The organism is Streptomyces sp. NPDC052064 (genome assembly GCF_055585925.1).
Window position 1 is genome coordinate 454,543 of record NZ_JBVJJE010000006.1, and the last position, 17,641, is coordinate 472,183.

21 protein-coding genes are annotated in these 17,641 nt (G+C 72.3%); 11 read left to right on the plus strand and 10 right to left on the minus strand.

Going from position 1 to position 17,641, the window contains the following annotated elements; genetic code table 11:
• Window position 1: 1 nt before the first annotated feature.
• The 7 genes from ACZ6TU_RS19185 to ACZ6TU_RS19215 all read left to right on the plus strand — a co-directional run bounded on the left by ACZ6TU_RS19185 (window position 2) and on the right by ACZ6TU_RS19215 (window position 5,376).
• Window positions 2-775: an ABC transporter permease gene (locus ACZ6TU_RS19185; protein ID WP_469549746.1), complete on the plus strand. Its 774-nt coding sequence runs from the start codon at window positions 2-4 to the stop codon at window positions 773-775.
• Window positions 772-1,551 carry an ABC transporter permease gene (locus ACZ6TU_RS19190; protein WP_469549749.1) on the plus strand — a complete coding sequence of 260 codons (780 nt, stop codon included), beginning with the start codon at window positions 772-774 and terminating at the stop codon, window positions 1,549-1,551. Before ACZ6TU_RS19185 ends, ACZ6TU_RS19190 begins: the two co-directional genes overlap by 4 nt.
• A gap of 20 nt (window positions 1,552-1,571) precedes the next feature.
• Window positions 1,572-2,351, plus strand: coding sequence for an ABC transporter ATP-binding protein (locus ACZ6TU_RS19195; RefSeq protein WP_467670494.1), 780 nt, complete (start codon window positions 1,572-1,574; stop codon window positions 2,349-2,351).
• 343 nt (window positions 2,352-2,694) lie between these two features.
• Window positions 2,695-3,600 carry an NADP-dependent oxidoreductase gene (locus ACZ6TU_RS19200; protein WP_469549753.1) on the plus strand — a complete coding sequence of 302 codons (906 nt, stop codon included), beginning with the start codon at window positions 2,695-2,697 and terminating at the stop codon, window positions 3,598-3,600.
• A gap of 86 nt (window positions 3,601-3,686) precedes the next feature.
• Window positions 3,687-4,748: an alkene reductase gene (locus ACZ6TU_RS19205; protein WP_467670490.1), complete on the plus strand. Its 1,062-nt coding sequence runs from the start codon at window positions 3,687-3,689 to the stop codon at window positions 4,746-4,748.
• An 11-nt stretch (window positions 4,749-4,759) separates the two neighbouring features.
• Window positions 4,760-5,239 (plus strand): MarR family winged helix-turn-helix transcriptional regulator, encoded by a 480-nt coding sequence (locus tag ACZ6TU_RS19210; RefSeq protein WP_467670488.1) that lies wholly within the window; start codon window positions 4,760-4,762, stop codon window positions 5,237-5,239.
• The gene (locus ACZ6TU_RS19215) at window positions 5,236-5,376 is read left to right on the plus strand and encodes a hypothetical protein (RefSeq protein WP_469549756.1); all 141 of its coding nucleotides are present in this window, start codon (window positions 5,236-5,238) and stop codon (window positions 5,374-5,376) included. The genes ACZ6TU_RS19210 and ACZ6TU_RS19215 overlap by 4 nt, the downstream gene beginning before the upstream one ends.
• A gap of 79 nt (window positions 5,377-5,455) precedes the next feature.
• On the opposite strand, the gene ACZ6TU_RS19220 is transcribed toward ACZ6TU_RS19215, so the two are convergent.
• From ACZ6TU_RS19220 to ACZ6TU_RS19250, 7 genes are all read right to left on the minus strand, one after another.
• Window positions 5,456-6,136 (minus strand): GntR family transcriptional regulator, encoded by a 681-nt coding sequence (locus tag ACZ6TU_RS19220; RefSeq protein ID WP_467670484.1) that lies wholly within the window; start codon window positions 6,134-6,136, stop codon window positions 5,456-5,458.
• 39 nt (window positions 6,137-6,175) lie between these two features.
• Entirely contained in the window at window positions 6,176-7,177 is a 1,002-nt protein-coding gene (locus ACZ6TU_RS19225; RefSeq protein ID WP_467670482.1) for a proline racemase family protein, read from the minus strand.
• Window positions 7,178-7,180: 3 nt separating this feature from the next.
• The gene (locus tag ACZ6TU_RS19230; protein WP_467670480.1) at window positions 7,181-8,071 is read right to left on the minus strand and encodes a dihydrodipicolinate synthase family protein; all 891 of its coding nucleotides are present in this window, start codon (window positions 8,069-8,071) and stop codon (window positions 7,181-7,183) included.
• Window positions 8,068-9,432 (minus strand): FAD-dependent oxidoreductase, encoded by a 1,365-nt coding sequence (locus ACZ6TU_RS19235; protein WP_469549762.1) that lies wholly within the window; start codon window positions 9,430-9,432, stop codon window positions 8,068-8,070. The genes ACZ6TU_RS19230 and ACZ6TU_RS19235 overlap by 4 nt, the downstream gene beginning before the upstream one ends.
• Window positions 9,422-9,766: a (2Fe-2S)-binding protein gene (locus tag ACZ6TU_RS19240; protein ID WP_467670476.1), complete on the minus strand. Its 345-nt coding sequence runs from the start codon at window positions 9,764-9,766 to the stop codon at window positions 9,422-9,424. The genes ACZ6TU_RS19235 and ACZ6TU_RS19240 overlap by 11 nt, the downstream gene beginning before the upstream one ends.
• Entirely contained in the window at window positions 9,763-10,917 is a 1,155-nt protein-coding gene (locus ACZ6TU_RS19245) for an NAD(P)/FAD-dependent oxidoreductase (protein WP_469549765.1), read from the minus strand. The genes ACZ6TU_RS19240 and ACZ6TU_RS19245 overlap by 4 nt, the downstream gene beginning before the upstream one ends.
• A 72-nt stretch (window positions 10,918-10,989) precedes the next feature.
• Window positions 10,990-11,649, minus strand: a complete 660-nt coding sequence (locus ACZ6TU_RS19250; protein WP_469549768.1) for an MmyB family transcriptional regulator — start codon at window positions 11,647-11,649, stop codon at window positions 10,990-10,992.
• 239 nt (window positions 11,650-11,888) lie between these two features.
• On the opposite strand from ACZ6TU_RS19250, the gene ACZ6TU_RS19255 reads away from it, so the two are divergent.
• From ACZ6TU_RS19255 to ACZ6TU_RS19265, 3 genes are all read left to right on the plus strand, one after another.
• Complete coding sequence (locus ACZ6TU_RS19255; RefSeq protein ID WP_467670471.1) at window positions 11,889-12,548, plus strand: helix-turn-helix domain-containing protein; 660 nt, start codon at window positions 11,889-11,891, stop codon at window positions 12,546-12,548.
• A 32-nt stretch (window positions 12,549-12,580) separates the two neighbouring features.
• Entirely contained in the window at window positions 12,581-13,111 is a 531-nt protein-coding gene (locus ACZ6TU_RS19260; protein ID WP_469549900.1) for a toxin-antitoxin system, toxin component, read from the plus strand.
• A gap of 176 nt (window positions 13,112-13,287) precedes the next feature.
• Window positions 13,288-13,530 carry a hypothetical protein gene (locus ACZ6TU_RS19265; protein WP_469549772.1) on the plus strand — a complete coding sequence of 81 codons (243 nt, stop codon included), beginning with the start codon at window positions 13,288-13,290 and terminating at the stop codon, window positions 13,528-13,530.
• Window positions 13,531-13,766: 236 nt separating this feature from the next.
• On the opposite strand, the gene ACZ6TU_RS19270 is transcribed toward ACZ6TU_RS19265, so the two are convergent.
• Entirely contained in the window at window positions 13,767-14,444 is a 678-nt protein-coding gene (locus ACZ6TU_RS19270) for a 4'-phosphopantetheinyl transferase family protein (RefSeq protein WP_467670467.1), read from the minus strand.
• Entirely contained in the window at window positions 14,441-15,301 is an 861-nt protein-coding gene (locus ACZ6TU_RS19275; RefSeq protein ID WP_469549776.1) for a metallophosphoesterase family protein, read from the minus strand. The genes ACZ6TU_RS19270 and ACZ6TU_RS19275 overlap by 4 nt, the downstream gene beginning before the upstream one ends.
• 262 nt (window positions 15,302-15,563) lie before the next feature.
• Between ACZ6TU_RS19275 and ACZ6TU_RS19280 the strand changes: the two genes are divergently transcribed.
• Window positions 15,564-16,700, plus strand: a complete 1,137-nt coding sequence (locus tag ACZ6TU_RS19280; protein WP_467670463.1) for an ATP-grasp domain-containing protein — start codon at window positions 15,564-15,566, stop codon at window positions 16,698-16,700.
• Here the strand turns inward: ACZ6TU_RS19280 and ACZ6TU_RS19285 are convergent.
• Window positions 16,697-17,566: a sulfotransferase family protein gene (locus tag ACZ6TU_RS19285; protein ID WP_467670461.1), complete on the minus strand. Its 870-nt coding sequence runs from the start codon at window positions 17,564-17,566 to the stop codon at window positions 16,697-16,699. The genes ACZ6TU_RS19280 and ACZ6TU_RS19285 overlap by 4 nt on opposite strands.
• Window positions 17,567-17,641 lie beyond the last annotated feature (75 nt).

The window sequence follows — 17,641 nt, forward strand, 5'->3', positions numbered from 1 at the left end:
CATGAGGGGCGTGAACGTCGCACTCGGTGCGGCCGGGCTCGCCGCCTTTCTCGCCCTGGGTGAGGCGGCACCGCGGCTCGGCCTGGTCAAGGAGACCTACTTCCCGCCCACCAGCCGTATCGCCGAAGCGCTCGCGGACGAGACGGCCGACTCGGCCTTCTGGACGGCGCTCGGCGACACGCTCGCCGGCTGGGCCGTGGGGCTGGTGATCGCGTCCTGTGCGGGGATCGTGCTGGGCGTGCTGATCTCGGTCGTGCCGCATGTGCGTGAGGTGACGGCCTCGACGATCGAGTTCCTGCGCCCGATCCCGTCGGTCGCGCTGATCCCGCTGGCGGTGCTGCTGTACGGCACCGAACTGCGCTCGGTGCTCCTCCTCGTCGTCTACGCGTCGTTCTGGCAGGTCCTGATCCAGGTTCTGTACGGCGTCCAGGACGTCGACCCCGTCGCCGACGAGACGGCGCGGTCGTACGGCCTCGGCACCTGGGCGCGGATCCGGCATGTGCTGTGGCCCACCGCGCTGCCCTACGTCATGACCGGCGTCCGGCTGGCGGCGGCGGTCGCGCTGATCCTGGCCATCACGTCCGAACTCGTCATCGGGGCACCGGGGCTGGGCAAGCGCATCGGGGTGGCACAGGCCTCGCAGGCCGTACCCGAGATGTACGCGCTGATCGTGGTGACCGGGCTGCTGGGGCTGCTGATCAACGTCGGCGCACGCGCGGTGGAGCGGCGGGCGCTGGCCTGGCACCAGTCGGTGCGCGGGGAGGTGGCGGTGTGAGGAGTCTGCTGCTGCGGCTGGTGTTCGCCGGCGCCCTCCCGGCCCTGCTGGTCACGGTCTGGTGGGTGGCGTCCGCAGGCAGTACGGACGTGTACTGGCCGCCCCTGCGGACGATCCTGGAGGCCTTCCCGGACGTGTGGACGGCGGAGCGCTTGCGGAGCGACGTGCTGCCGAGCGTGCTGCGGCTGACGGGCGGTTACGCGCTGGCGGCGGTCGTGGGGGTGGCGCTCGGTACGGTCATCGGGTCGTACCGGCGGGTGCGGGCGGTGTGCGAGCCGGTCCTGGAGTTCCTGCGGGCGGTGCCGCCGCCGGTGCTGGTGCCGGTCATCATGCTGTTCGCGGGGATCGGCGACACGATGAAGATCACGGTGATCGCGGGCGGCTGCGTGTGGCCCGTCCTGCTCAACACCGTCGAGGGCGTGCGGGCGGTGGACCCCGTGATGGCCGAGACGGCGCGCTCGTACGGCATCACGGGTGTGGCGCGGCTCAGGAACCTGGTTCTGCGGTCGGCGAGCCCGCAGATCTTCGCGGGCCTGCGCCAGGCCCTGTCCATCGGCATCATCCTCATGGTGATCAGCGAGATGTTCGCCGCGAGCAACGGACTGGGATTCACCATCGTCCAGTTCCAGCGCGGTTTCGCGATCCCGGACATGTGGACCGGCATCCTCGTGCTCGGTCTGCTCGGCTTCCTGCTGTCGGTCGTCTTCCGGTGGGTCGAGCGGCGGGCGCTCGGCTGGTACCACGGTCTGCGCGCCTCGGCCCGGCGGTCGCCGTGAACCTCTTGAAAGGGCGGTCCATGCTCGACGTACGGGGTCTGAAGAAGGTCTACGAGGGGTCGGGGCGGCGTGTGGAGGCGGTCCGCGACCTCACCTTCACCGTCGACGCCGGAGAACTCGTCTGTCTCGTCGGACCGTCGGGCTGTGGCAAGACGACGCTGCTGAAGTGCGTGGGAGGGCTGCTCACACCGACCGGCGGTGAAGTGCTGCTGGAGGAGCGGAAGGTGAGCGGCCCGCCGCCCGGTATGGCGTTCGTCTTCCAGGAGTACGGGCGCAGCCTCTTCCCCTGGATGCGGGTCGGCGAGAACGTCGACCTTCCGTTGAGGCAGAAGGACTTGAGCAAAGCCCGACGCCGGGAACTCGTCCGCGACGCGCTGGAGTCGGTGGGGCTGGCGGATGCCGTGGAGGCGTATCCCTGGCAGCTGTCCGGCGGTATGCAGCAGCGGGTCGCCATCGCCCGTGCGCTGGCGTACGAGCCCCGTGTGCTGCTGATGGACGAGCCGTTCGCGGCGGTGGACGCGCAGACCCGGGCCGATCTCGAGGACCTGGTGCGGGGGCTGTGGCGGGAGCGCGGCATCACGATCCTGTTCGTCACCCACGACATCGACGAAGCCGTCTACCTCGGGGAGCGGGTGATCGTGCTGTCCGCCTCCCCCACCGTCGTCCGGGAGCAGCTGAAGGTCGATCTTCCCGTCGAGCGCGACCAGTTGCACACGAGGGTGGATCCGCGCTTCGCCGAGCTGCGTACGCGTGTGTACGAGCAGATCCAGGCCGCCAAGAAGGGAACCGCCGTGTCCTGAGACGGCCTCGGGGCGAAGTCGGCGTGGGCCTGTTCGACGGCCTCGGGGTACGCCTCCCGCTGGGCGTGCCCGGCGTGCCCCTGACAGATGCCGCGGCGCGCACCACCGGCTCAACGGCATCCCTTCCGGCTCCGCGCCGTGAGTCACATCGGCGACGACGCCATGGCGGCGGGAGGCGATCCGGGGACCACCCGCAGGTCTCTACAACATCGCCGGCGTGATCCAGCCCGGCTCGGCCGGCGCAGTTCGTGGACCGGACAACCAAATACTTGGCTAGCCACAGATTCACTGTTATGTTTATGTGGCCAGCCACCAAATAGCCGGTGGCGCGAGAGGAGCCGTCATGAAAGCCATCCTGTTCGACCGTTTCGGCGGCACGGAAGTGCTGCGGGAGGCGGACATCGAAGTCCCGCAGCCCGGCCCCGGGCAGCTCCGCGTCCGCGTCAAGGCGGCCGGGCTGAACGCGCTGGACGGCAAGATCCGCTCCGGTGCACTGGAGGCCGTGTTCCCCACGCCGTTCCCCTCCGTCCCCGGTGGCGAGCTCGCCGGCGTGGTGGACGCCCTGGGTGAGGGCGTGCGGGACGTGCAGGTGGGTGACGAGGTGCTGGGCTGGTCGGACACCGGCTCGTACGCCGAGTACGCGCTGGCCACCACCGTGGCCCCCAAGCCCGCCGGCCTCGACTGGCAGCACGCGGTCGCGCTGCCGGTGGCGGGCGAGACGGCCGAGCGGGTCCTGAACCTGCTGGGCGTCGCCGCGGGGGAGACCGTGCTGATGCACGGCGCTGCCGGAGCGGTCGGAACCCTGGCGGTTCAGCTCGCCACGGCCCGCGGAGCGCGTGTCATCGGTACCGCCGGCCCTGCCAACCAGGAGTACCTCGCCTCGCTCGGCGCCACCGCGACCGTTTACGGCGAGGGCCTGGTCGAGCGGGTCCGGGCACTCGCCCCCGACGGCGTGGACGCGGTGTTCGACCTGGCCGGGAAGGGAGCCCTCGAGGATTCCATCACCCTGCGGGGCGGCACCGAGCGCATCGTCACCATCGCCGACTTCCGCGCGCACCAGCTCGGCATCACCTTCGCCAACGGCGGCCAGGTGCGCTCGGCCGCCCGCCTGGCCGCCCTGGCGCAGGATGCCGTGACCGGCAAGGTCGTCACCACCGTCACCGCCTACCCACTCGACCAGGCCGCCACGGCCCAGCAGGTCAGCGACGCCGGGCATGTCCGGGGCAAGCTCGTCCTCACCCTCGACTGATCACGCCCGCCTCTTCATCCAGCACACCGACTGTCCCCCCTCCCCCCCGATGACTACCTGGTCATCGCCGCACCGAAGGACCATCCATGCTGAACTCCTTGTGGACACCGACCACCGTCGGTGACGTCTCCCTCCCGCACCGCCTGGTCATGGCCCCCATGACCCGTGACCGCTCCACACCTGAAGGCGTACCGACCGAACTGAACGCCGAGTACTACGCCCAGCGGGCCTCGCACGCGCTCATCATCACCGAGGGAACCCAGCCCTCCACCGACGGCCAGGGCTACCTCCTCACCCCCGGCATCCACAATGACGAGCAGATCGCCGGGTGGCGCAAGGTCACCGACGCCGTGCACGCGGCCGACGGCCGGATCGTCATCCAGCTGATGCACACCGGACGCATCGCCCACCCCGACAACACCCCCCACGGGCGCCGGCCGGTCGCCCCTTCGGCGATCCGGCCGGAGGGTGCGATGTTCACCGCGTCCGGGCCCCAGGAGATGCCGACACCCCGCGCACTGTCGACGCAGGAGGTCGCGACTACCGTCGACGACTTCCGCCGCGCCGCAGCGGCTGCCGTCGCGGCAGGCGCCGACGGCGTGGAGATCCACGCCGCCAACGGCTACCTGGTGCACCAGTTCCTGTCCGACAACACCAATCAGCGCACCGATGGCTACGGCGGCTCGATCGAGGGCCGCATCCGCTTCGCCGTCGAGGTCGCCGCCGCGGTGGCCGACGAGATCGGCGCCGAGCGCACCGGTATCCGTATCTCCCCCGGCAACCCCTACAACGACATCGCCGAGTCCGACACCGCCGAGCTGTATCCGGCGCTCCTGGACTCCCTGCGCCCCCTGGACCTGGCCTACCTCCACGTGATGCACGCCGGCGACGAGGACCTGCTGGGCACCCTGCGCGCGCTGTGGCCGACCACGCTGATCCTCAACCGGGCCGGCACCGACCTGGCCACCCGGGCCAAGGACATCGACCACGGCACGGCCGACCTCGTCTCCGTCGGCGCCCTCGCGCTCGCCAACCCGGACCTGGTCGAGCGGCTACGCTCTGACGCGCCGCTGAACACCCCCGACCCGGCGACCTTCTACGGCGGAGGAGCGGCCGGCTACACCGACTACCCCACCTACACCGTCTGAGGAACCCAACCATGCCCGCCCCCACACCCCACATCCCCACAACCGCCAGCGGGGGGCAGGTGAGCTACGCGATCTTCCACTTGGCCCGCGCTCACCGCGCCCGCGCCGCCGCCATGCTCCGCGAGATGGACCTGCATCCCGGACAGGAACTGTTCCTGATGCAACTCCTGGACCGGGACGGCCAGACCCAGTCCGAGCTTCTCGAAAGCGTCGGCCTGGACCACTCCACCGTCTCCAAGTCCCTGCGCCGCATGCAGGAGGCCGGCCTGCTCATCCGCGAGCCGGCCGAACACGACCGGCGCGTCATGGTCGTCCACCTCACCGACAAGGGCCGTGCCATGCGCGAGCCCCTCGCAGCGATGTGGCAGTCCCTGGAGGAGGCCTCCGCTCTGAACCTGTCCGCGGAGCAGGCGGAGTCCTTCGTCCGCACCGCCTACGCCATCGCCGACGCGATCAGCAGCCGCGCTCTTCCGCAAGAAGAGTCCACGTGAGGCCCGTGCTCAGCGGAGACGGGCCCCCTGACGTCGCCGACCCCCGTCGGCAGGAACAGTTGTTCGGCCCCGTCCCCACGGCCGAGGAGGCCCTCGCCCGGTTCACCGACGCGCTGGGCAAGGCGCGGCACCGGTGACGGGCGAACGTCCCGTACGCCTCGGCCTGCTCATCGCTCAGAAACGGCGGAGCCGCATGCTGTTCACCGGCCCGCGCCCCTAGGGGGTGTCCGCACTTGCCCACAGGCCCCGGACGTGCCCGAGGTGCCGCGTCATCACCGCCCGTACGGCCTCCTCGTCCCGGGCGAGCAGCGCGTCGAGGATCTCCAGGTGCTCCTCCGCCGACGCCTCCAGCCGCCCCTGTTCGGCGAGCGCGGTCAGGCCGTACAGCCGGGAGCGGCGTCTGAGGTCCCGTACCACGTCGACGAGATGGTCGTTGCCCGCGAGGTCCAGCAGGCCGAGATGGAAGCGCAGGTCCGCCTCGACGTAGGCGATGAGGTCGCCGGCCGCGGCGGAGGTGACTATCTCCTGTGCGACCGGGCGGAGAGCCTCCAGCGCCACCGGGTCTGCCGTGGCCGCGAGGCCCGCCGTGGTGGGGATCTCGATCAGCGCCCGGATGTGGGTGTACTCGTCCAGTTGCTTCTCGGAGACGGCCGTGACCCGGAACCCCTTGTTGGGCACGGTGTCGACGAGGCCCTCCTTGGCGAGGTCGAGCATGGCCTCGCGCACGGGGGTGGCGGAGACACCGAAGCGGGCGGCGAGGCCGGGGGCCGAGTAGACCTCCCCGGGGAGCAGCTCGCCGGCGATCAAGGCGGCCCGCAGCGCGTCCGCGACCCGCTCCCGGTGGCTGGGTTTCCTGCTGCCCAGCACGGGCAGGGCGGGAGTGTGCTGCGGGGCCATGACGGTCGTGGTTCCTCTCGTGCTCGGATCGGGCGCGGCTTACAGGACGAACCCCGCCGGGAACGGGTCCTCGGGGTCCAGCAGGTACTGGGCGGTGCCGGTGATCCAGGCGCGTCCGGAGAAGCTGGGCAGCACGGCCGGGCGGCCGGCCACCTCGGTGGTGCCGAGCAGTCTGCCGGTGAACCGGGTGCCGATGAAGGACTCGTTCACGAACTCGGTGTGCAGTGGGAGTTCGCCGCGCGCGTGCAACTGTGCCATGCGGGCGCTGGTGCCCGTGCCGCAGGGCGAGCGGTCGAACCAGCCGGGGTGGATGGCCATGGCGTGCCGGGAGTGGCGGGCGGTCGAGCCGGGGGCGGCCAGGTAGACGTGGTGGAGGCCGTGGATGGACGGGTCCTCCGGGTGGACGGGCGGGTCCTCGGCGTTGACGGCGGCCATGAGGGACAGGCCGGCCCGGAGGATGTCGTCCTTGCGGGACCGGTCGAAGGGCAGGCCGAACCGCTCCAGCGGCAGGATGGCGTAGAAGTTGCCGCCGAAGGCGAGGTCGTACGTCACCGTCCGGCCGTCGGCGAGGGTCGCCTTGCGGTCGAGGTCGACGGCGAAGGAGGGCACGTTCCGGAGGGTGACCGACCTGGCGGCGCCGTCCGCCACCGCCACCTCGGCGACCACCGGGCCCGCCGGGGTGTCGAGCCGGATGGTGGTGACGGGCTCGACGACCTCGACCATGCCGGTCTCGACGAGCACGGTCGCCACGCCGATCGTGCCGTGCCCGCACATCGGCAGATAGCCGGAGACCTCGATGTAGACGACGCCCCAGTCGCAGTCGGGCCGGGTCGGCGGCTGGAGGAGAGCGCCGCTCATGGCGGAGTGACCACGCGGCTCGTTCATCAGCAACTGCTTGATGTCGTCGCGGTGTTCGCGGAAGTACAGCCGCCGCTCGTTCATGGTGGCGCCGGGGATGGTGCCGATGCCGCCGGTGATCACCCGGGTCGGCATGCCCTCGGTGTGCGAGTCGACGGCGTGCAGGACGAGTTTGCTGCGCATGATCTACGACAATCCGGCCGCTACGGCCTTCTCGGTGGCGGCCCGGACGGCGGCCTCCTGCTCGGACAGCAGCGGCATGCGCGGCGGGCGGCAGGGGCCGCCGTGGCGGCCGACGAGGTCCATGGACAGTTTGATGGCCTGGACGAACTCCACCCGCGAGTCCCAGCGCAGCAGCGGATGCAGCTGCCGGTACAGGGACCGCGCGGTGTCGAGGTCGCCGTCGACGGCCGCGTGGTACAGCTCGACCGAGGCCTGCGGCAGTGCGTTCGGGTAGCCCGCCACCCAGCCCTTGGCGCCCGCGACGGCCAGCTCCAGCAGGACGTCGTCCGCGCCGATCAGCAGGTCGAGTTCGGGGGCGAGTTCGGCGATGCGGTAGGCCCGGCGGACGTCTCCGGAGAACTCCTTCACTCCCCGGATGTACCCCTCGCCGTGCAGCCGGGCGAGCAGTTCGGGCACGAGGTCGACCTTGGTGTCGATGGGGTTGTTGTACGCGACGACCGGCAGGCCCGTCTTCGCGACCTCGGCGTAGTGGGCGAGGACGGAGCGCTCGTCGGCGCGGTAGGCGTTCGGCGGCAGCAGCATCACCGCCCGGCAGCCCGCCTCGCCCGCCTGCTCGGCCCAGCGCCGGGACTCGGCGGACCCGTACGCGGCGACGCCTGGCATGACGCGCTGCCCGCCGATCGCGGCGACGGCCGTCTCGACGACCCGGGCGCGCTCCTCGGGGGTGAGCACCTGGTACTCGCCGAGGGAGCCGTTCGGGACGACGCCGTCGCAGCCGTTCTCGACCAGCCAGGCGCAGTGCTCGGCGTACTTGTCGTAGTTCACGGAGAGGTCGTCGTTCAGCGGGAGCGCGGTGGCGACGAGGACGCCGTGCCAGGGGCGGTGGTCGGTCATGACTGTTCCTCCTGGGTGTGTTGCCGTGCGAGGACGCCGAGCGGTACGGGACGGGCGAGGGGCCTTCTGGACGGAGCGGGCGGGCAGCCGGCCAGACCCGCGACGGCGGCCTGGCACATCCGGCCCTGGCACCAGCCCATTCCGGCCCGGGTCAGCAGCTTCACGGTGCGTACGTCGCCCGCTCCGAGGTCCAGGGAGTCACGCACGGCACCGGCGGTGACCCCCTCGCAGCGGCAGACCAGGGTGTCGTCGGTGACCTGCTCGGGCCAGTGCGCGGGCGGTGCGTAGGCCGAGTCGAGGGCGGCCGCGGAACTCCTGAGCTTCGTACGGGCCTTGAGGGCGGCGGGGGCCGGGGCGGGGGCCGTGCCGCGCAGGTGTGCGGCGGCGGAGCATCCGGCGATGTGCCCCTCGGCGAGGGCGAGGGCCGCGCCGCCGATACCGGTGGACTCCCCGGCCGCCCACACACCGGGTACGTCCGTGCGCTGCTCGGCGTCGACGGCGACGGCGAGCCCGTCCAGGCCGCAGCCGAGGCCCTCCGCCAGGTCGGTGTGCGGGAGCATGCCGTGGCCGACGGCCAGGGTGTCGCAGGGCAACTGCCGCTCGGTGCCGGGCCGGACGCGTCCGGCGGTGTCGAGGGCGGCGACGGTGACGCCGGTCAGCCGGTCGTCGCCGTGGGCGCGGACGACGGTGTGGCGGGCCAGGACCGGCACGCGGTGACGCAGCAGCCGGGCGGCGTATCCGGCGCCCTCCGGGAGTTTGCCGGCCAGGGCCCGGCCATGGCGGGCCAGGCGCCTGGGGTCGGTGGACTCGACGAGCGCGGCGACCTCGACGCCGGCTGCCGCGAGCCCGGTCGCCACGGGCAGCAGCAGCGGCCCGGTCCCGGCCACGACGGCTCTGCGCCCCGGCACCACGAGTCCGCCCTTGAGCATGGCCTGGGCGCCCCCGGCGGTGAGGACGCCCGGGATGGTCCAGCCGGGGAAGGGCAACACGTGTTCGTATCCGCCGGTGGCCAGGAGCACGGCATGTGCGCGCACCTCGGCGGGTTCCTCCTGCTCCGGGCCGAGCAGCACGTGCACGGTGAAGCCACCGGACTCCCGTTCGACGCACCACACATGGTGATCCGTCAGCACGCGTACGGAACTGGCGGCGAGTCCGTCCCGCAGCCGCTGCCAGGTCCGCCACTGATGGTGCAGCGCCTCGGGCCGCCCGGCCCCGAGCCCGGCGGCGGGCTGCCGGTAGAACTGCCCGCCGGCCTCCGTCGCCGCGTCGACGAGCACGACCCGCGTGCCGCGCGCTGCCGCCGCAAGCGACGCGGCCAGCCCGGCCGGTCCGGCGCCGATGACGACGAGTTCAGCCCGCATGACCGTCTCCTCCGTCGTCCGCCCCATCGTCGTCCGCCCCCGCATGACCCGTCCCCTCCTGCGTGCCGATCACGTCACCGGGCCGCACCGGCACCAGACAAGCGCGTCGGTTGGGGCGGCCGTTGACGGTCACGAGGCAGTCGAAGCAGACGCCGATCCCGCAGAACACCCCGCGCGGACGGCCCTCGCCCCGGGTGGTGCGCCAGGAGGTGACGCCCGCCGCCCACAGCACCGCGGCGACCGTCTGACCGGGCAGCGCCGGGACCGGCCGCCCGTCGAACGTGACCGTGAAGGCGGGGCCGGGCCTGGCCCCCGCCAACTCCAGTGGATTCACTCGGCCTCCTCGGGAAAGCGGTCCGGCCGGAACGGGACGAGGTCCAGATCGGGCGTCCGCCCGGTCAGCGCCTGGGCGATCAGCTGCCCGGTGCCGGTGGCGAGACCGATGCCCGCGCCCTCGTGCCCGCAGGCGTGCAGGAGACCGGGCGCCCGGGGGTCGGGGCCGATCGCGGGCAGATGGTCCGGCAGATACGGCCGGAAGCCCGCGTACGTCCGCATGGCCCGGACTCCGGCGAGGAACGGGAAGAGCCGCGTCGCGCCCGCCGCCAGCGCCCGCAGCGCCGGGAGCGACAACGACCGGTCGAAGCCGACCCGTTCGCGGCTGGCGCCGATGAGGACCGGCCCGGCGGGGGTGCCCTCGACGACCGGGGAGGTCTGCAGGGCCGCCGAGTCGCTGGCGACGTCGGCCACGTAGTCGGCGGCGTACACCTTGTGCCGGATACGGGGCGGCAGCGGCTCGGTGACCAGGACGAAACCACGCCGGGGCAGCACCGGCAGCGACACCCCGGCGCGGGCCGCCACCTCGCCGCCCCAGGTGCCGGACGCGTTGACGACCGCCGGGGCGTGGATGTCGCCCCGGTCGGTACGCAGGCCGCGCACCGCACCGTCGGAGCCGCGCAGCACCCCGGTCATCTCACGGCCGGTGAGCAGCCGGGCGTTCGAGGCGCGCAGCAGGTGTGCCGCCGCCAGGGCGGGCATCACCTGGGCGTCCTGCGGGTAGTGCACGCCGCCCGCGAGACCGGGGGCCAGATACGGCTCCAGGTCGGGGAGCCGGTCGGACGGCACCGGGACCGCCTCGACCCCGGCCGCGCGCTGCCCGGCGGCGAGTCTCGCCAGCCCGGCCAGCGCTTCGTCGGTGCCGGCCACGACGACCCCGCCCTTGGCCTCGTACTCGACCGCCTTCCCCAGTCCCTCCTCGGCCAGTTCGGCCCACAGCCGGGCGGACAGCAGTGCCAGGTCGAGCTCGGGTCCGGGTTCCTTGTCGGAGACGAGGAGGTTGCCCTCCCCCGCGCCGGTGGTGCCGCCGGCCACCGGGCCCCGGTCCACCACGACGGTGTCCAGGCCCGCGCGGGCCGCGTACAGGGCGCAGGCGGCGCCCACCACTCCGGCTCCGACCACCACGACATCGCAGGTCAGCGGCTCGCTCACGCCAGTACTATGTCACACACCACACCGTGAGGGAATGGGGCGAACGCTGGTGACGCGGGGACCCGGCAGGGCTCAGCCGACCGCCGGGACGACCCTCAGGTGGGAGGCGGTACGGCGCGTCCGCCGATCCCGGGACGGGGTGCGGCGGGCGTCGCGCAGCACGAAGGTGAGCCGGGTGCAGCCCAGTTCCTCGAGCGCCCTGGACGTCTCGACGACGATCCGGCAGTCGGTGGCACCCCAGCGCGGATCCGGGTGCAACAGCGGCCGTACGGCACCGTCCTGCTCGACGGCGCTCTCGCCGACCGAGCGGATCCAGTGCGGCAGGCCGTGCCGGTAGGCCGCCTCCATGATCGGGTCCTGGGCGATGTCGCGGCGGATGGCCTGGAGCCCGTGGTCGGGGCCGTGGCTCTCCACGGTCCGCGCGAAGTGCGCGAGCATCGGCAGGCACCAGCTCGCCTCGTGCTCGCCGAGCACCGTGGGAGCGTCGGGGTGGAACAGCACGAACCTGAGGAAGTTGTCGCCCGGCATGGCCGTCGGATGCGGACCGACGCCACCGAAAAGTGACCGGAAGGCGCTGTTGGTCAGCACCACGTCCCAGCAGTGGTCGACGACGAGCGAGGGGAAGGAGACGGCCTCCAGGAGCCCGGTGTAGTCCTCCAGGTAGGCCTGGACATCGGAAGTCCCGGGGACGGGCCGCGGTACCGGCCGCTGCCCTCCTGCCTGATATGCCATCGGGAGGTCACCCCTCTTGCCTGTGCGGCCTTGACGCGGCGCCCTGATCCTGCTGCCCCGAGTTGAGGCGTGTCAACTATCGTGGCATTTCGTGCCTGTTGACGGCTGAAATTGGCCACAGTTGTGGCGAGACCTGGATGTGAGTTCGAACCACCGGCTACGCTCCGGGAAGTTCACGCCGGGGGTAAGTCACGGCATCCACTTGTGAGAAGCCTGTGAGAGACGTAGGAGATCTGTCGGTGACGGGTGGCTTCGTCGAAGGTCCGGGCGCCACGCCGACGGCCGTGCTGGGGGCCGTCATCTCCCGTGTCACCGCGCTCGCCGACCGGCTCGGCGTGCCGCACGCCGAGGTCTTCGACATCGGCCGGCTGTCCGTCGCCTCCGGCGTCCCGGAGCCCGTGGTCAAGGCTCTGCTCGGCGGCCGGCCGGCGGGCGAGCCCGATGTGCAGGCCCGGTTCCTCCAGCGCCTGGACCTGCTGCGCCGGACCCGGCTCAAGCCCAACGGCCGCAAGTACACCCAGCAGGAGATCGCCGACGGCGCGGGCATGTCGCGGCAGCAGGCCGGCGCCCTCATCAACGGCGACCGGCGACCGACCATGGAGCACTGCGACGCCCTCCAGCGGTTCTTCCGGGTGCATGCCGGTTTCCTCACAGCCGAGGACCCCGAGGCACTGGTGAGCGCCCTCCAGCACACCGAGCAGGAGCTGCTCCAGAAGCTCGCCGACCGCGAGCGGGAGGCGGCCGCGGCGGCCCACGACCCGCTGGAGCGGCTGTTGCAGGACCACGGCGTGCGCGGCATCGCCTGGCGGGCCGCGCAGCTGCCCACCGACCAGCACCGCGACAAGGTGGCGGAGTGGCTGGACATGCTCCTGGAGAGCGTCAAGCGGCCCGAGTCGTGACCGTGGGGAGAACTGTGGGCATCGGTAAGGAAATGCGCCGCCTGTGCGGCGAACTGGTCGCGGAGCTGACCCTCCCCGCGCCGGCGCGGCCCGACGAGCTGTACGCCGCGCTGTGTGACGCCATGAGCAGACGCCGGGGCCGCCCCGTCCACTTCCGTACGGCCGCCTTCCCGCCCGGGACCGCGAGCGGGCTGTGGCTCGACATGGCCGAGCAGGACCTGGTCGTGATCGAGGAACGCACGGCTCCCGACCACCAGTTGGTGATCCTGGGCCACGAGCTGTGGCACATGAAGGCGGGGCACTGCTCCCACCACGTCGAGGGCGCCTCCGTCGCGGCCCGGCTGCTCCACGACGACGCCGACCTTCAGGCGACGGTGCTGAAGGTCGCCGCCCGCACCCGCTTCGACCTCGACGACGAGAAGGAGGCCGAGAGCTTCGGCCTGCTGCTGGCCAGCAAGTGCCGGGCGTGGCTGGCGGGTTCGTCGTCGCGGGGGCCGGTACAGCGGGACCATCTGGCGGGGCGGATCGAGGCGTCGCTGGGGTATCCGGGGCCGCAGGGCTGACGGGGGCCGTGCCCGGGGCTGAGGTGGGGTTCCGCCTCCGCCGAGCGGGCGAACCGACGGGCGACGGGGCCGGATTGTCAGTGGTGGGCGGCAAGCTGGGAGGTGCGCCCCTTGTGCGGGGCGTGCGCGCCACCAGGGCGCGGGACCGATGACGCCGACACGGGGAGAGCCGACCGATGCCCACCGCCGTACTGACCGACCGCGAACGCACGGCCGTCCAGGCCTATCTGCGGCTGCTGCACACCGTCCGGGCCGCCTTCGACCTGGAGACCGGCCCGTCCGGCGACCACCGGCCCCCGGTCGTCCCGCCCAGCGTCTTCGCAGAGGCGGAAGAGGCCCTCGAACGGGCGGGCCTGACCGGCAACGAGGAGGCGTTCTTCCGGCTGCTCCAGAGCTGGTGTCCGGAGCCGGGGCCCTGAGCCTACGGCCGGGAGCGGGGCCCCGAGCCGACAGCCGGTAGCGAGGCAGCCCCCGAGCCGACAGCCGGGAGCGGGGCAGCCCCCGAGCTGACGACCAGTAGCACGCGTCCCCGAGCCGACAGCCGGGAGCGGGGCAGCCTCCGAGCCTTCGGCCGGTAGCCCGGTCCCCGAGCCGGCAGCCGGTAGCGGGCCCTGAGTCGAGGGCCCGCAGGCCGGCCGGCCCCTGAACAGCGGCCTCAGTCGTGCGGTACGGCGACGGCCGTCGCGACCAGGCCGCGATCGGCGATCCAGTGGCCGTCGAAATGGCCGAGGCGGCGGTCGCCGACCCGTGGGCCGGGGACGAGGAGCGTGGCGCGGAAGGTGCCGCGTGGCCGTTCACCGGAGCCGGCGGAGATCTCGATGTCGGCCTCCGTGAAGTCCAGCCATTGGCCGGTGAGGGGGAACCACGCCTTGTAGACGGACTCCTTCGCGCTGAACAGCAGCCGGTCCCAATGGACGTCGGGGCGCTGTGCCGCCAGCCGCCGCAGGCGCTCGGCCTCGGCCGGCAGGGACACGGCGGGCAGGACGCCCTCGGGCAGCGGCCCGTGGGTCTCGGCGTCGATGCCGAGGGAGGCCAGGTCGGTGGCACGGACCAGGGCGGCGGCGCAGTAGTCGTCGCAGTGGGTCATGCTGCCGGCCAGCCCGGCCGGCCAGCGCGGGGCGCCGCGTTCCCCGCGCAGGATCGGCTGCGGCGGCACGCCGAGCTTCTCCATGGCACGGCGGGCACAGGAGCGGACGACGGCGAACTCCCGGCGCCGCTTGGCGACCGCCCGCGCCACGAGTGCCGCCTCCTCGGGATACAGCGGGGCGTCCACGCCCTCGTGGCCGTACGCCTCCACGGTGACGACGGTCTGTGGCAGCAGTTCCTCGATCACCGCTCCTCGCCCTCCCCCGGCAGGATGCGCCGCAGCCGCCCCGGCTCCCCTGATCGTTTGCGCCACTCGCGGGGGTAGCCCACCGACACCTCCTCGAAGCGCACGCCCTCGTGCCAGGTGGTGCGGGGGATGTGCAGATGGCCGTAGACCATCGTGTGGACGCGGAACCTGCGGTGCCAGTCGGCGGTCAGGCCGGTGCCGCACCACATGGCGAACTCGGGGTGCCACAGCACGTCCATCGGATGCCGGTGCAGCGGATAGTGGTTGACGGGGATCACGGGCAGGTCTTCGGGCAGTTCGGCGAGTCTGCGTTCGGTCTCGGCGACCCGGGCCCGGCACCAGGCCTCCCGGCTCGGGTACGGGTCCGGGTGCAGCAGGTACTCGTCGGTGCACACGATCCCCGTGCCCTGGGCGTACTCCAGGCCCTGCTCCTTGGTCACGCACCCGGAAGGCAGGAACGAGTAGTCGTACAACAGGAACAGCGGGGCGACGGCCACGGGGCCGCCGGGGCCGTCCCAGACGGGGTAGGGGTCCTCCGGTGTCGTCACGCCGAGGTCCCGGCACAGCTCCACCAGATAGTCGTACCGGGCGACGCCGCGCAGGGTGACGGGGTCGCTCGGATGGGTCCACAGCTCGTGGTTCCCGGGCACCCAGACGACCTTGCGGAAGCGGCCGGCGAGCGTCTTGAGGGTCCAGCGGACGTCGGCCACGGTCTCGGCGACGTCCCCGGCCACGAGCAGCCAGTCGTCGTCCGTCCCGGGCCGCATCCGCTCGACCAGGGCGCGGTTCTCCGGGTGGCCGATGTGCAGATCGCTGATGGCCAGCAGTTGTCCGGTGCCCCCGGCCGTCGACGCCACCCCTCGCCCCCCTACGCGCACCCCAACGCGAACGCCACCACGAGATCACATCAACGGGCCGGGGGACAAGGGCGGCCGGACGGCTGTGATCGGAAATCCGTAACCCGCGCGTTGCACGACACGGTCCGCCGAAGCCGTATGATCTGCCCCAACACCACCGCTGAAAACTTCCCTTTCGCAGGGGCGGTTTGGTGACCCTCCATTCATCCTGCCCGGGCACGGGCCGCTGTGCCCTGCCCGCGAACCGTGAAAGGCGGCCTGCATGGTCTCTCGCGTACGCGTCTGGCTCAACCGCACGTACGCGGAGAACGTGTTCTTCATGGATCAACTGCGGAGAAATCCCAGCGACCGGGCCGTCGAGATCCATGCCACGCACGGCGATTCCGACTCCCCCGTGCTGGCCGCCGCCGACACCGCCGAGCTGGAGCCCGAGGGCCTGTCCCCGGCCGGGTATGTCGAGTACGCGCTGGACCAGTGCGCGCGGCGCGGTATCGACGTGTTCGTGCCCCGGCTGCACCAGTCGGCGATCGTGGCGCACCGCGCCGAGTTCGAGGCGGCCGGTACGGCGGTGCTGGCGCCGCCACCCGAGGCGGTGGCCGTCTTCCATGACAAGGTGATCGCCTACGAGGCTGTCCAGGCGATCGGCGTGCCCGTGCCCCCGTGGTGGCGCGTCCGGTCGGGTGACGAACTCGTGTCCGCCGTCGAGGAGCTGGAGGCCGCCGGGCACAAGGCGTGCTTCAAGCCGGCGTCCGGGGCGGGCGGGGTGGGCTTCCGCGTGATCACGCGCTCGCCCTTCTCGATGATGCACCTGAGCGGGTTCCCGAGCCCGTACGTGCCGCTCGACCTGGTGCTGGAGGCGCTGCGGCGGGCCGAGGAGCCGGTCGACTGGCTGGTGATGCCGCGCCTGGAGCAGCCCGAGGTGTCGGTGGACTGCCTGACCGGTCCGGACAACCGGGTCCGACTGGCCATCGGCCGCACCAAGAACGGGCGCCGCCGGGGCTTCACGCTGCACGAGCAGTGGCTGGACCCGGCCCGGCGGATCGCGGAGGGCTTCGGTCTGCACTACCTGTCCAACATCCAGTTCCGGATGCTCGGTGACCGGCCGGTCCTGATGGACGTCAACACCCGCCCGGCCGGCGGCCTGCACCAGCTGTCGCTGTGCGGTGTCAACGCCCCCTGGGCCGCCGTCCAGGTGGCGCTCGGCGAGGACCCGGGCGAGGTGGTTCCGCCGTTCCTGGGCCAGGACTACACGGTGGTGTCGGGGCCGCGTCCGCTGCGGCCGGTGCAGCTGCCGCAGCAGCGGCCGGACGCGACGGAGCAGCAGCCGCTGCCCGCGGTGCCGGCCGACTCCGTCGAGGCGGCGGCCCCGCAGGCCACGGTCGGGGCCCTGCCTCTCTAGGCGCTGTACCCCCACGCCTGGGCCAGTTCCCTCAGGCGTGGGGGGAGTTGGACGCCCGGGTCGGCGGAGCGGGCCGACTGGATGCGGCCGGACTTGATGGTGCTGGACCAGTCACCCAGCTGGGGGCGGAAGGTGCCGTGGTCCTTGCTGCCGTAGTCGAGCATGCCGGGCTCCCAGGGGACGCCGAGGTGGTCGCAGATGCCCCGGGTGACCTTCTCCGGCTCGGCGGTGAGCTCCTCGTAGGTGATCACGTGGGGGTCGAGGTTCAGTCGGGCCTCCTCCAGCTTCTCGCTGTAGTCGAGGACCTCGGCGCGGACGGCTTCGTGATCGGGTTCGGTGCGGCGGGCGGTGAGCGACGTGACGACCGCGCCGGGGTGGCGGAGCAGCAGGATGTAGCGGGCGTTCGGCCAGCACCTGCGCAGGCGGGGCCAGATGAGGGTGTTCGGCGGGGTCTTGTCGACGATGACGTCCTTGCCGCTGCGGGTGAGCTCCAGGTGCAGCACCCGGTCCCAGAGCACGTGTTCCAGCTCGTCCTTGTCGAGGTGGAGCGCCCGCATGGCGTCCGCGGTGAAGTCGCGGGACAGATTGACGTGCACCGTGCGCAGGTGCATCTCGTGCGGGGCGCGGATACGGCTGTGACTGTTGAGCAGGACGCGCAGCAGGGTCGAACCGGAGCGCACCGACGACAGCACGAAGACCGGCGAGTCCACCAACCGGGGACCGGGCGGGGCGGTGTAGGTGTCGGCCGCCGGGCGGGGGGCGGGGATGGCGTCGAGGTTCCGGTGCGGTGGACTGACCGCCTGCATCACCAGCCTTCCGCGACGCTTCAGGCCCTTGCCGATCGCAGCCATACGCGGGTCTCGCACGGTGACACCTTTCGTTCGCGTTGTGCGTTCCGCATCTCAGGGGGACCGGGCGAACTTCAGGTATCCGGAAGGCGA